Annotated in this window: 12 protein-coding genes; 10 read left to right on the forward strand and 2 right to left on the reverse strand. The window is 62.3% G+C overall.

What is annotated here, in order from left to right:
- Nucleotides 1-39 precede the first annotated feature (39 nt).
- The 10 genes from P0D70_RS00730 to P0D70_RS00775 all read left to right on the forward strand — a co-directional run bounded on the left by P0D70_RS00730 (nucleotide 40) and on the right by P0D70_RS00775 (nucleotide 8,351).
- Nucleotides 40-1,557, forward strand: a complete 1,518-nt coding sequence (locus P0D70_RS00730) for a flagellar hook-length control protein FliK (RefSeq protein WP_408181572.1) — start codon at nucleotides 40-42, stop codon at nucleotides 1,555-1,557.
- A gap of 484 nt (nucleotides 1,558-2,041) precedes the next feature.
- Nucleotides 2,042-2,542 carry a flagellar basal body-associated protein FliL gene (gene fliL, locus P0D70_RS00735; RefSeq protein WP_408181574.1) on the forward strand — a complete coding sequence of 167 codons (501 nt, stop codon included), beginning with the start codon at nucleotides 2,042-2,044 and terminating at the stop codon, nucleotides 2,540-2,542.
- Between the two features lie 65 nt (nucleotides 2,543-2,607).
- Nucleotides 2,608-3,606 (forward strand): flagellar motor switch protein FliM, encoded by a 999-nt coding sequence (fliM, locus tag P0D70_RS00740; protein WP_091798088.1) that lies wholly within the window; start codon nucleotides 2,608-2,610, stop codon nucleotides 3,604-3,606.
- Nucleotides 3,599-4,063, forward strand: a complete 465-nt coding sequence (gene fliN / locus P0D70_RS00745; protein WP_091798085.1) for a flagellar motor switch protein FliN — start codon at nucleotides 3,599-3,601, stop codon at nucleotides 4,061-4,063. The genes fliM and fliN overlap by 8 nt, the downstream gene beginning before the upstream one ends.
- Complete coding sequence (gene fliO / locus P0D70_RS00750) at nucleotides 4,060-4,671, forward strand: flagellar biosynthetic protein FliO (RefSeq protein WP_408181579.1); 612 nt, start codon at nucleotides 4,060-4,062, stop codon at nucleotides 4,669-4,671. Before fliN ends, fliO begins: the two co-directional genes overlap by 4 nt.
- Nucleotides 4,671-5,516 (forward strand): flagellar type III secretion system pore protein FliP, encoded by an 846-nt coding sequence (gene fliP, locus P0D70_RS00755; RefSeq protein WP_408181582.1) that lies wholly within the window; start codon nucleotides 4,671-4,673, stop codon nucleotides 5,514-5,516. Before fliO ends, fliP begins: the two co-directional genes overlap by 1 nt.
- A gap of 77 nt (nucleotides 5,517-5,593) precedes the next feature.
- On the forward strand, nucleotides 5,594-5,863 hold the full coding sequence (gene fliQ / locus P0D70_RS00760; RefSeq protein ID WP_011490196.1) for a flagellar biosynthesis protein FliQ: 270 nt from the start codon (nucleotides 5,594-5,596) through the stop codon (nucleotides 5,861-5,863).
- Nucleotides 5,864-5,900: 37 nt separating this feature from the next.
- Complete coding sequence (gene fliR / locus P0D70_RS00765; RefSeq protein ID WP_091798075.1) at nucleotides 5,901-6,683, forward strand: flagellar biosynthetic protein FliR; 783 nt, start codon at nucleotides 5,901-5,903, stop codon at nucleotides 6,681-6,683.
- Nucleotides 6,684-7,172: 489 nt separating this feature from the next.
- On the forward strand, nucleotides 7,173-7,718 hold the full coding sequence (locus tag P0D70_RS00770) for a PAAR domain-containing protein (RefSeq protein WP_408181585.1): 546 nt from the start codon (nucleotides 7,173-7,175) through the stop codon (nucleotides 7,716-7,718).
- A gap of 3 nt (nucleotides 7,719-7,721) precedes the next feature.
- Nucleotides 7,722-8,351, forward strand: a complete 630-nt coding sequence (locus P0D70_RS00775) for a type VI secretion system amidase effector protein Tae4 (RefSeq protein WP_408181587.1) — start codon at nucleotides 7,722-7,724, stop codon at nucleotides 8,349-8,351.
- Between the two features lie 445 nt (nucleotides 8,352-8,796).
- Here P0D70_RS00775 and flgL read toward each other — a convergent pair whose 3' ends face one another.
- Together flgL and flgK are read right to left on the reverse strand one after the other, a co-directional pair.
- Complete coding sequence (gene flgL / locus P0D70_RS00780) at nucleotides 8,797-10,020, reverse strand: flagellar hook-associated protein FlgL (RefSeq protein WP_091798066.1); 1,224 nt, start codon at nucleotides 10,018-10,020, stop codon at nucleotides 8,797-8,799.
- 10 nt (nucleotides 10,021-10,030) lie between these two features.
- A complete protein-coding gene (flgK, locus tag P0D70_RS00785) occupies nucleotides 10,031-12,004 on the reverse strand; it encodes a flagellar hook-associated protein FlgK (RefSeq protein WP_091798063.1) in 1,974 nt (657 codons plus the stop codon).
- Nucleotides 12,005-12,131: the final 127 nt, after the last annotated feature.

The raw sequence follows: 12,131 nt of genomic DNA on the forward strand, positions 1-12,131 counted from the left end.
TGACAGAACACCCCGTTTGACGGATTGACAGGATTCCCTATGTCGCTTCTTTCACAGATCGGCTCGCTGCTCGGCTCCGCCAGCAGCACGTCCACCAGCGCGGCCATTGCCGCTGCGGCAAACGCCAAACCGTTCTCGCAAACCCTGCAGCAGAGCATCGACCAGCAAAACAGTGCTGCCGCGCAGAGCGCGAGCCAGCAGCAACAGCAGCAGGCTGCGGCTGCGGCGTCTTCTGGATCGTCGTCTTCGTCGAGCGTGCACGATGCTCCGCCGCCGGCTGATTCAAGCGCGCAGAGCACGGACGACACGAGCAGCAGCAAGGACGCCGGCAAGCCGGTGAACTCCGCGTCGTCGTCGGCATCGGCGGGCAACACGCAACAGGCTTCGACCGACAAGCCCGCCGCCACGCCGCCGAAGGCCGGCAACACGGCGACCCAGACCGACGCGGGCACCGCCGCGGCAGCCGCCGCAGCACAGGCCCAGGCGCAAGCACAAGCGCAAGCTAACGCGGACAACGCGGCTACGCCGGCCACCGCCGACCCCGCCACGGCCTTGGCCGACGCCGCGACCGCGTTGCCCGGCACGACCACGGACGCCACGACGGGCGGCACCTCAGGCAAGAAAACTACCGCTACGGATCCAAAGTCGTTGCAAGACGCATTGCAAGCGGCGCTGGCGGCTTTGGCGAATGGCCAGGGCGTTCCCGCGCAAGCTTTGGCGAGCGGCGCTGCCGCCAATGCCGCGACGTCGGCGAATGGCCTCGCGGCTGGCACGAACGCGGGACTTAACGGAACCTCGAACGGAACCTCGGACGGCAAGACCTTGGCCAGTGGCCTGTTCGGCGACGGCAAGGGATCGAGCGCGTCGAAGGCCGCTTTGACGACGGCGGCGACGACCGTGGCGGACCCGTCCGCAGCGGCAAAGGCGGCGAACGACGCATTGACGGCAACGGCCGGCGGCACGCAGGGTGACGATCTCGCATCCTTCAAGAGCGCGGCGGACGCAGCGACAGCGGCGCTGGCCGCCACGCAGGCGGCGGCCAGCGCGGCGAGCGCGACCGCTGCCGTCCAGACCACCGGCAATGCCGGCGCGGCGCAAGCGGCAAACGCACTATCACCTCAGGTCGGCACGACCGACTGGGAGGACGCATTGAGTCAGAAGGTGGTGTTCCTGTCGAACGCGCATTCACAGAGCGCCGAACTGACGCTGAACCCGAAGGACCTTGGTCCCTTGCAGGTTGTCTTGCAGGTTGCCGACAACCACGCTCATGCGTTGTTTGTTTCGCAGCATCAATCCGTGCGCGAAGCGGTCGAAGCGGCGTTGCCGAAACTACGCGAGGCGATGGAATCGAACGGGATCGGCTTGGGCAGCGCGAGCGTCAGCGACGGCTTTGCGCGCCAGAGCGGCCAACAGCAGAGCGCCGACTCTGGCCGCTCTGGCGGCCGCTCGGGCGGTGCGAGCGGATCATATGGCGGCAGCAGCGGCACAGACACGATCGACATGGCGGTCAACGTACCGGCGCGACGCACAGTGGGTCTGGTAGACACATTCGCGTGATGCTGACGCCTTGACCCCGCCGCCACTGTGGGCCGAAGGCATGGAGGTCTCAAGGCAACTGGTTATCGGCGCCCTTCAAAGGGCGCCGATTCGCGTCGGGCATTGGATGAAGAACCGCGACGGCGCGCGCAGCGCCGCTGGAAGAATGACTGCCTTGTCACGAACGTTGAATGTGCGAGGAGACTGATTCCAGATGCACCACTACCGTGACTGCGCGAGGGCCGCGCTTAAGGATTAGCGGTGTGAAGCCGCTTTCTTTGCTTACTTTCTTTGCGGCGGCAAAGAAAGTAAGTGCCGCCCCGCACAGGGGCAACGCCAATAGACCACAGCGAATTCAAGGAAAGGCCAACGTCTCCGGCCGCGACAGCAAAAACCCCAAAAACCAGAGATAGCCCGCAATAACCCTTCTTTTCGACCCATCGCGCCGCAGGCAAATAAACAACAATCACCATCACCAGCACTAAAGGCAAGCAAAGCAAACCTCATGGCAACCACGACCGCACCCCAGCAAGCCGCGCCCGCCTCCCCGGGCCCCTTGAAGCGCATCATCCTGATCGTGCTCATCGCGATCATCGCCGCGGGCGCAGCCGGCGCGGGCGTATGGTTCTTCATGTCCAAGCGCGCTCCCGCCACAGCCTCGGCGGAAGCCGCGCCGGCCCCGGCACCCGCGCCGCTGTTTTTCCCGCTCGAATCGATGACCGTCAACCTGCAATCGGACGACGGCCAGCAGCATTTCCTGCGTATCGGCCTGACGCTGAAACTCACCGACGCGAAGACCCAGCAGGAACTGACCGAGCACATGCCCGAAGTGCGCAGCCGTATCCTGCTCGCACTGTCGAACAAGCACCCTGACGAACTGGCACCGCTCGAAGGCAAGCGCGCGCTCGCCACGGAACTCCGGACACTGATCGAACAGCCGACCGACAAGGGCGCCGTGCCGCTCCATGTCCAGGACGTGCTGTTCACCGAATTCGTCGTGCAGTGACGTCGGTCGTGACGTTAATCAGCGCTGCCATCATCAACCGCCACGGGACGCACGAGGAATAAGGAATGGGCCACGAAGAGTTCATGTCCCAGGAGGAGGTCGATGCTCTCCTCAAGGGCGTAACCGGCGAGTCCGATTCGGAAGCCGAGCAAAGCGAGCGTGTGGGCGTACGGCCCTACAACATCGCGACGCAGGAACGCATCGTCCGCGGCCGGATGCCTGGCCTCGAAATCATCAACGACCGGTTTGCGCGGCTGTTGCGCGTCGGTATCTTCAACTTCATGCGGCGCTCGGCGGAAATCTCCGTCGGTCCGGTGAAGGTGCAGAAGTACAGCGAGTTCACCCGCAATCTGCCGATCCCGACCAACCTGAATCTGGTCCACGTGAAGCCGTTGCGCGGCACGTCGCTATTCGTGTTCGACCCGAACCTGGTGTTCTTCGTGGTCGACAACCTGTTCGGCGGCGACGGGCGTTTCCATACCCGAGTCGAAGGCCGCGATTTCACGCAGACCGAGCAGCGCATCATCATGAAGCTGCTCAACCTCACGTTCGAGCACTACACGGCGTCGTGGAAAAGCGTGCGCCCGCTGCAATTCGAATACGTGCGCTCGGAAATGCACACGCAGTTCGCCAACGTGGCGACGCCGAACGAAATCGTCATCGTCACGCAGTTCTCGATCGAGTTCGGCACGACGGGCGGCACGCTGCACATCTGCATGCCGTACTCGATGATCGAACCGATCCGCGACATTCTTTCGTCGCCGATCCAGGGCGAGGCGCTCGAAGTCGACCGCCGCTGGGTCCGCGTGCTGTCGCAGCAGGTGCAGGCCGCGGAAGTGGAACTGACCGCCGACCTCGCGCAGGTGCCGGTCACGTTCGAACAGATCCTGAACATGCGCAAAGGCGATGTTCTGCCGATCAACATCCCCGAACACATCACGGCGAAAGTCGATGGCGTGCCGGTGATGGAATGCGGCTACGGAATTTTCAATGGTCAGTACGCGTTGCGGGTCCAGAAAATGATCAGCGCAGCCGACACGATGAAGGAAGGTGGATATGAGTGACCTGAACGCAAAAACCGAGGCCGAGCTGGCCGCTGGCGAACCGCAACTGGCCGCCGACGCAGCCGCGGCCGAAGACGAAGCGGCCATGGCGGACTGGGCGAGCGCGCTGGCCGAGCAGAACGACAATTCGGAAGTCAGTGCGACGACGGCCGGCGTGTTCCAGCCGTTGTCGAAAGTCGAGCCGACCTCGACGCGCAACGACATTGACATGATCCTGGACATTCCTGTTCAGATGACCGTCGAACTCGGCCGCACCAAGATCGCGATCCGCAACCTGCTGCAACTCGCACAGGGGTCGGTGGTGGAACTGGACGGCATGGCGGGCGAGCCGATGGACGTGCTGGTCAACGGCTGTCTGATCGCGCAGGGTGAAGTGGTGGTGGTGAACGACAAGTTCGGTATCCGCCTGACCGACATCATCACGCCGTCCGAACGCATCCGGAAGTTGAATCGATGAAACGCGTAGCCGGTCGCGCCGCGTCGCGCACTGTTCCGATTCGCGCCGCACTGGCTGCCAACGTCGCGGTGGCGCTATCCGCCCCGGCGTCGATCTTCATGTTGCTCACACCGTCGGCCGCTGTCGCGGCGGACATGAATGCGGTCAACAATGCCGCGAAAATCGCCTCGGGTGTCGGTGCGGGTAGCGCGGTTCCGGCGCTCGGCGTCGGCGCGGTGTTGCAAACCATCGTCGGCCTGCTGGTCGTGATCGGTCTGGTGTTCGCTTGCGCATGGCTCGCACGCCGCTTCGGCTTGCAGCCGGCGAACCGCGGCGGCCTCGTGAAAACGATTGGCGGCGCCTCGCTCGGCGGCAAGGAGCGCGTCGCGGTGGTCGAGATCGGCGATACGTGGCTCGTACTCGGCACGGCGCCCGGCAACGTACGCCTGCTTCACACGATGCCGGCCGGTTCGGCCGCCGTCGATGCGCTCGGCGCGTCGCAAGCCGGTCCGGCAAGCACGCCGGCTACCGGTACGGCACTGCCCGGCACTTTCGGCCAACGCTTTCGCGATGCATTGAAAGGCGAAGTGGGCAAACGTTTCAACGGGCAAGGCGGCGAGGTTCGGTAATGCAGTTCAGTCTTTCTTCGGCGCGTCACGCGCAATCCGCTCGCATGTCCAGCACCGCTTCGAAAGTGATTCCCGTGGTTGTGCGCGCTCTACGCCGCGTCACCCCAGTTGCGCCCGTCGTACTGGCGGCGCTGATGCTCGCGCTGCCGACCCTGTCGTTCGCGCAAACGGCCGGCTTGCCGGCCTTCAACACGAGCCCCGGCCCGAACGGCGGCACGACGTACTCGCTGAGTGTGCAGACCATGCTGCTGCTCACGATGCTGTCGTTCCTGCCGGCCATGGTGCTGATGATGACGAGCTTCACGCGCATCATCATCGTGCTCTCGCTGCTGCGCCAGGCGCTCGGCACGACCACGACGCCGCCTAACCAGGTGCTCGTGGGGCTCGCGCTGTTCCTTACGTTGTTCGTCATGTCGCCGGTGCTCGACAAGGCCTACACCGACGGCTACAAGCCGTTCTCCGACGGCACGATGCCGATGGAGACCGCGGTGAACCGTGGCCTCGCGCCGTTCAAGACGTTCATGCTGCGCCAGACCCGCGAAAGCGACCTCGCGCTGTTCGCGCGCATTTCGCACGCTGCGCCGATGCAAGGTCCGGAAGATGTACCGTTGTCGCTGCTGGTGCCTTCGTTCGTGACGAGCGAACTGAAAACCGGCTTCCAGATCGGCTTCACGATTTTCATCCCGTTCCTGATCATCGACATGGTGGTGGCGAGCGTGCTGATGTCCATGGGTATGATGATGGTGTCGCCCGCGACCATTTCGCTGCCGTTCAAGCTGATGCTGTTCGTGCTGGTCGACGGCTGGCAGTTGCTGCTCGGCTCGCTGGCACAGAGCTTCGTTTAACCGCGTTTTTTAACCGCGTTTTTTTACCGCGTTTTTTCACCGCCCCTCGCGCCCTTCACGCTTCCGGTCCTATCGCCATGAATCAAGAATCCGTCATGACGCTCGCGCACCAGGCCATGTATGTCGGCCTGCTGCTTGCCGCGCCGTTGCTGCTGGTCGCGCTGGTGGTCGGTCTGGTGGTGAGCCTGTTTCAGGCCGCCACGCAGATCAACGAAAGCACGCTGTCGTTCATTCCCAAGCTGCTCGCGATTGCCGTCACGATGGTGATCGCCGGACCGTGGATGCTGACGACCATGCTCGACTACCTGCGCCAGACGCTCACCAACATTCCGACGCTCGTCAACTGAGCGCGGCGCCGGTCTCGACCTTCCCTTCCCCACCGCGATGTTTTCCGTCACCTACGCGCAACTGAACGCCTGGCTCACCGCGTTCCTGTGGCCGTTCGTGCGCATTCTCGCGCTGGTCGCCACCGCACCGGTGCTCGGCAACCGTTCGCTGCCAATGCGCGTGAAGATCGGCCTTGCGGCGTTCGTCACGATCATCGTCGCGCCGACACTCGGCGCGCTGCCGCAGGTCACGGTGTTTTCCGCCGAAGGCGTGTGGATCATCGTCAACCAGTTCCTGATCGGCATCGCACTCGGCGTCACCATGCAGATCGTGTTTCAGGCGATCAGCGCGACCGGCGACTTCGTCGGTCTCGGCATGGGCCTCGGCTTCGCGACGTTCTTCGACGCGCAAGCGGCCAGTTCGAGCCAGGTGCTGTCGAGCTACATGAACACCATCGCGATGCTGGTGTTTCTGGTGATCGATGGACATTTGCAGATGATCAGCGCGCTGCTCACCACCTTCCAGTCGGTGCCGGTATCGGCGAACATTCTCGGCGCGCCGGGCTGGCGCACGCTGGCGAACTTCGGCAGCACGGTGTTTTCAGCAGGGCTGTTGCTGTCGCTGCCGGTGGTCGTCGCGCTCCTCATCACCAACCTCTCGCTCGGCATTCTGAATCGCGCCGCGCCGCAGATCGGCGTCTTTCAGATCGGCTTCCCCCTCACCATGCTGATCGGCATGCTGCTTCTGCAATTGATGACCCCGAACATGATTCCGTTCTTCATACGGCTCTTCGACGTCGGCCTCGATCAGATGGGGCGCGTGGCGGCGGGGTTCAGGTAGTGAAGTTTTGACTAAGGGTGCTACGTGGCCTTTGCGTCGACACGTTGTAGCGAGTCGCTAATCTTCATGCCCGCCCAGAGCGGGCGTTTTTTCGCGTGCAATCCGAACTGAAGCGATTCGCTTCGCGTGCGGTATTGCAACGGCGTCCGCGGTAGCAGGATAGGTTGCCGTCTTAGGTCGCGACTTCAACGCTTCCGAGAAGATCACGCTGTCTGCGTTGCCCGGTTGGCCCACATCAGGCATGCCCAAATCGTTGCATAAATATCCATTTTTTCAGACTTGTCGGATACCTAATCCGTCTGTGATTCGCCGAAATGGACTGCGGGATAGGTGCGCTCAACGACCGCACGCGAATCCCGTCCGCATTGGCTTATTTCATACGGGAGAAATTGAGAATGCCGGGAAGCGAAAGGAACGAAACGACGTGTCGGATTACGACACTCGGTGGGCCGGCGTACAGGCTCGCGTGCTTCGAGGGAGACGAGATCCATGCGTAAGGCGCTCGTGGTGCAAGGCAACCCGACAACGACAGGCGGCGTCGTCATTGGCGGTTCGACCACTCACATGATGGACCAAGGCAAGCCGTTCGCACTGGATGGCGACGAAGCAACATGCGGCAATTGCAAGGGCGTGTTCAGGATAGTCGGCACGGCTACGCGCCGGTGCTACAGGGGACAGCCCGGCGTTGTCGAAGGCGATCTGGTGTTGTGTCCATGCGGACTCAACTATGTGATGGCCAGCCTCAATCCTGGCTGTTTCTACTGGACTGACGACATCGCTGTGGCCGCGAGCCGTGTCGTATCCACTATCGACAATTCGGCGCTGGCAAAGGGCATCTATGACGAACAGGTGCGCGTCGCGACGACGGTGGCGAGCCTCGAAGGCTATCCGTACTTCATCGAATCGGCCAACGGCAGCACTATATCCGGGCGGCTTGACGAATACGGTTATCTGCCACGTGTCCACGCCGAAGCAGTCACCCATTACAAAGTGTATTGGGGCGATGCAGCGCTTGCGAGACAGGAAGGGTCCTGACCAATGCCGAATAAAACCACCGAGGTAGAAACCAATTCGACGCCGAATTCGATCAAGGAAGTGCAACTGAAGGCACTGACTTTTCAGGAGTTGTGGGATCACTATCCATCGGGCGATCCCTACGATAATCCAGCTTATCGCGACCAATGCGCTATTCGGATGAGTGTGACATTCCACCGGGTCGGCGTCGAAATGAAGTCATTTTCACAGAGATGGGTTAAACCGCTCTCGGGTCAATCGTCCATTGGGCGGATCATGCTTGATGGCAAAGCTACCGCGACGCGAGCCGACGAATTGGGCAAGTGGTTGCAGCTGCGTCCGTTTGCAGGGCTCCCGAAGGCGGAAGATATAACGGGCGCGGATTGGGAATCAAAGGTCAAGGGCCGCACCGGCATCATTCAGTTTTCGCGCTATTGGACGCGCGAAGGCGAAAGCGTAGGCACTGCAAGCGGTGGGCACATTGATCTTTGGAACGGTTCACGACTGACGATCAGCGGCTTCTTTGACGGCGTAGCGACTATTGGGCGTTACGTGGGTATCCAGTCATTTCGGCAGGGTGCAACCGTAGCTTCCGAGGTGAGTTACTCCGACCTGCGTGGCTCAAAATCGATCCTGTTCTGGGAGATCAAGTGAAGCGCATTGGTGTCTCGTTGGCCGGCTGTTTTTGCGGTCTATTCCTGACATGGGCATGTTTATATGCCTTCAGTCACAACCAATGGCCACATCATGCCGATAAATCCATGGCCAGGTGCCATGAGCTCGGCAAATGCGCTGTCTCGTCGTGGGATACGGCGCTTCTTCTCGCATACCTGTTGGGGCCGGCCGTGCTCCTGGGCCTCGTCAATTCGGTTGCATGGAAGCGCTGGTCCGCCTCGAAATGGGCTGGTTGGTTGTTTGGCCTATCAATCTTGACGGTCGCGTTCTACTCGACTGACTACATCTCAGCAGGTTTTTAGGTTTTCCATCGCTTGGGCCGGTGCAAGCACCGACTGCGCAATGCAGCGCACTCCAAGAAGACGAAGGGCGGAACCGATTCACACCGGTTTGCGCCCTTCTGCGTTTCAGACCGCTCGCGTCATCAGCTCAGGTACTGGAACAGCGAGATGTTCTGAATCTTCGCGAACGCCTGTTGCGCCGCTTGCAGCGCAGCCTGCGTCATCGTGTATTTGCCGATCGTCTTGACCATGTCGGTCTGCGTCAGATCCGCCAGGTTGCTGGAGGTCTGCAGCGTGTTGGTCTGCGTGACCGTCTGCAACGCCTGCACTTCCTGCTCGCGACCACCCACAGCCGCTTGCGCCGTCACGACGTTGTTCATCGTGTTCTCGAGCTGGGCCATGCTGGTAGTCAACGCGCTCTGGAAGCTGGCCGTCGAGGCGCCGCCCGACACCGGCGTTTGCAGCGTGGTGATCAACTGGCTCAGATTGGCGAACACGTCCATGCTGCCTTGCGTGGCCGGCGTCACCGTGAAGCTGTCGCCAGCGTTCGGCGCACCGGTAATCGACACCGACTGACCGCCGAGCGTAATGGCCGAACCGGCGGTGAACGCCTGCGGCGCACTCGTGGTCACCGCGCCGGTAGCCGGATCGGTCTGGCTCACGGTGTAGGTGGTGGCCGACGAAAAATTGATCGAGTACTTGTCCGCATTGGTCGGATCGGTCGGGTTGTTCAGGCTCACGGAGCTGATCACGCCCGTACCGGTGTTACCCGTCGTCGCGGCTGGCACGGAATTGGTGCCGATCGGCGCCACGCTGCCGAAGATCGAAATGCCGTTGTCGCCGGTCTGCACGACGTGCGAGTCGGTAATCTGCACGCCGGGCGTGCCCGTGTCGCCGGAATAGGTCACGACGCCGGCCGAGTTCGTGGTGTACGGCTGCGCGCTGCTTTGATAACCGGCGAACAGGTAGTTGCCCTGCGGATCGGTCGAATTGGCGAGCGTCATCAGCTGGCTGCGCAAGCTTTGCAGCTGCGTCGCGATCGAGCCGCGGTCGCCGTCGTTCAGCGAACCGTCGCCGGCGCGCAGCACCAGCGTATGAATGGTTTGCAGCACGGTGTTGACGCTGCCGAGCGTGGTGTCTTCCTGCTGGAGCGACGCCAGCGCGGTGCCCTGGTTGGTCGTGTATTGCGACAGGGTCGTCGCCGTCGAGCTCAACTGCACCGCCTGTGCCGCGCCGAGCGGATTGTCCGACGGAGTGGAGAGGCTCACACCGCTCGATATCTCGGCGTACAACTGCGACAGTTGAGCTTGCTGATCGCTCATCGTCGCGACGTTCATGTTGAAGTACTGCGTGCTGGAGATGCGCATTGTCAACGCCTCACTGGAAGATGCCGAGTATCGTCTGGAACAGGGTCTGCGCGGTCTGAATGACCTTGCTGTTCGCCTGATACAGCTGCTGATACTGAAGCAGGTTGGCTGCTTCTTCGTTGATGTTCACGCCTGAAACCGACTGCTGCGCGGTGGTGATCTGAGTCACCAGCGAGCTCTGCGCCGTGCTCGAGGTCTGGATCTGGTTGGTCTGATTGCCGATCTGGTTGACGTAGTTCGCATACGCGCCCGTCAGCGTGACCGTGCCGCCCGACATCGCTTTCGCGGTGGACAGGTTCGACAACGCCAGCGCATTGCGGCCGTCGTTGGTGGCGCCGGTGTTCGGGCCGATGGTGAACTTGTCGCCGGCAGCGGGTGCGCCGCTGATCGTCACCGACACGTTGTTCATCTGGCCGAGGGTCGCGTTGTTGATCGTGAGCGTGGCGCCGGTGGCCGACGAATACGGCACCACGGTCGCCGCGCTGGCGATCGTATACGTGGTGGCGGGCGAACCGGCCACCGTCACCGTCGAGCCGGCCGGGAAGCCGGACAGGCCCGTGCCGTCGTACGACAGCGTGGTGGTCGAATTCGGCATGGTGTAGCCGGCCGTCACCGTGCCCTGCGTAATCGTGCCGGTGCCGGTGTTGCTCGACGCGGCGTTGGCGAGCACCGGCGCCGCGGCGGCGATCGCCGATGCGTCGGTCGTGGCGGTCGCGAAACTGTTCAGCGCACCGCGGGTCGGCTCGACCGTGAAGGAGTCGCCGGCGTTCATCGTGCCGGTGGTCGAAAAATTCAGGCCGTTGATCGGTTGGCTCAGGTTGGTCGCCGAACCCACCACGCTGCCCGTCGAATTGTCGGTCAGCGTGTAAGTGGTGCCGTTGTAGGCCAGCGTGTAATCGCCGGTGGTCGGCTGAGCGGGGTTCGCGAACGACACGTTCAGCGACGCGTTGCCGGTGTTCTGCGTGTTCGCATAGACCGTCGGGCCGCTCACCGAGAACAACGCGCTACCCTTCGCGCCCGCGAGCGTAATACCCAGGCCGTTCTGCGCGTTGACCTGCGCGGAGAAGCTCACGGCAATCGCGCCGAGTTGCGCCTCGCCCGGGTCGAGCGTCTGGCTGCGGAACGCGAGCAGGCCGCCGAGCGTACCGCCGTCGATTTTGCTGTCGGGCAGGTTCTGCGGCGTCGCCGCCGGGTTTGCGCCGGCCTGGCCGAGATACTGCACGGACAGTTCACTGGTGTCGCCGGTCGAAGGCGCGGTGCCCAGGTTGTAGCTGTTGTTGGACGACACGAGCGGCTGGCCGTTGCTCATGAACACGCTGTAGCTACCGTTGCTGTTGACGACGTTCACGCCGATCAGTTGCGACAGGTTGGACACGGCGAGATCGCGCTGGTCCAGCAACTGGTTGGGCGGCTGCCCCTGCGTGCTGGCCTGGGAGATCTGCCCGTTCAACTGCGCGATCTGCTGCGTATAGCTGTTGATCTGCGACACGGTATTGGTGAGCTGCGTGTTGACGCTCTGGCGCAGCGCGTCGTATTGCTGACCCGCGGCGTTGATCTGGTTCACCAGCGTCTGCGCGCCGCTCATCGCGGTCTGACGCGTAGCCAGACTCGACGCATTGTTCGAGACGTTCTGCAAGCCGGTGAAATAGCTGGTGATCGCACTCGCAATCCCCGCAGTCGGACTGCCGATCAGATTATTCAGCTGCGAAATCAGCGTGTTGTACGTCGACAGCGAGCTGCCCGAGCTCTGCGCGTTGTTCAGCTCGGTAGTCAGATACTGGCTGTACTGGCGCGTGACGGTCGTGGTCGAAACGCCTTGCGGCAAATAGCCCGAGCCCGTGTACTGGCCACCACTTTCCGCGTACACCGGCGTTTCGATGGTATAGCCTGGCGTCGACGCGTTGCTGATGTTCTGGCCGGTCGTCGTGAGTCCCCACTGGGCTGCGTTCAGTCCACTGAGGCCGAGATTGATGAGATTGGACATGCGTCATCCTGAAGGGCGACACCGTACACATGCCGCCGCGTTACTTGAACATTCTGTTTAACGGCCTCAACAGGGAAAAATTGAGGTCATTCCGATGTGTGTTCGACGTTTGTTTCAACGTTTGCGA

Origin of the sequence: Paraburkholderia sp. RL17-381-BIF-C (genome assembly GCF_046026435.1) — a bacterium.
In the GTDB taxonomy this organism is placed as follows: Bacteria; Pseudomonadota; Gammaproteobacteria; order Burkholderiales; family Burkholderiaceae; genus Paraburkholderia.

What these genes read in the sequence shown, in the direction of transcription:
- P0D70_RS00730 (WP_408181572.1), top strand. Translation starts at nt 40, where the DNA reads ATGTCGCTTCTTTCACAGATCGGCTCGCTGCTCGGCTCCGCCAGCAGC.
- P0D70_RS00770 (WP_408181585.1), top strand. Translation starts at nt 7,173, where the DNA reads ATGCGTAAGGCGCTCGTGGTGCAAGGCAACCCGACAACGACAGGCGGC.
- fliR (WP_091798075.1), top strand. Translation starts at nt 5,901, where the DNA reads ATGTTTTCCGTCACCTACGCGCAACTGAACGCCTGGCTCACCGCGTTC.
- fliN (WP_091798085.1), top strand. Translation starts at nt 3,599, where the DNA reads ATGAGTGACCTGAACGCAAAAACCGAGGCCGAGCTGGCCGCTGGCGAA.
- flgK (WP_091798063.1), bottom strand. Translation starts at nt 12,004, where the DNA reads ATGTCCAATCTCATCAATCTCGGCCTCAGTGGACTGAACGCAGCCCAG.
- fliP (WP_408181582.1), top strand. Translation starts at nt 4,671, where the DNA reads ATGCAGTTCAGTCTTTCTTCGGCGCGTCACGCGCAATCCGCTCGCATG.
- fliM (WP_091798088.1), top strand. Translation starts at nt 2,608, where the DNA reads ATGGGCCACGAAGAGTTCATGTCCCAGGAGGAGGTCGATGCTCTCCTC.
- flgL (WP_091798066.1), bottom strand. Translation starts at nt 10,020, where the DNA reads ATGCGCATCTCCAGCACGCAGTACTTCAACATGAACGTCGCGACGATG.
- fliL (WP_408181574.1), top strand. Translation starts at nt 2,042, where the DNA reads ATGGCAACCACGACCGCACCCCAGCAAGCCGCGCCCGCCTCCCCGGGC.
- fliQ (WP_011490196.1), top strand. Translation starts at nt 5,594, where the DNA reads ATGAATCAAGAATCCGTCATGACGCTCGCGCACCAGGCCATGTATGTC.
- fliO (WP_408181579.1), top strand. Translation starts at nt 4,060, where the DNA reads ATGAAACGCGTAGCCGGTCGCGCCGCGTCGCGCACTGTTCCGATTCGC.
- P0D70_RS00775 (WP_408181587.1), top strand. Translation starts at nt 7,722, where the DNA reads ATGCCGAATAAAACCACCGAGGTAGAAACCAATTCGACGCCGAATTCG.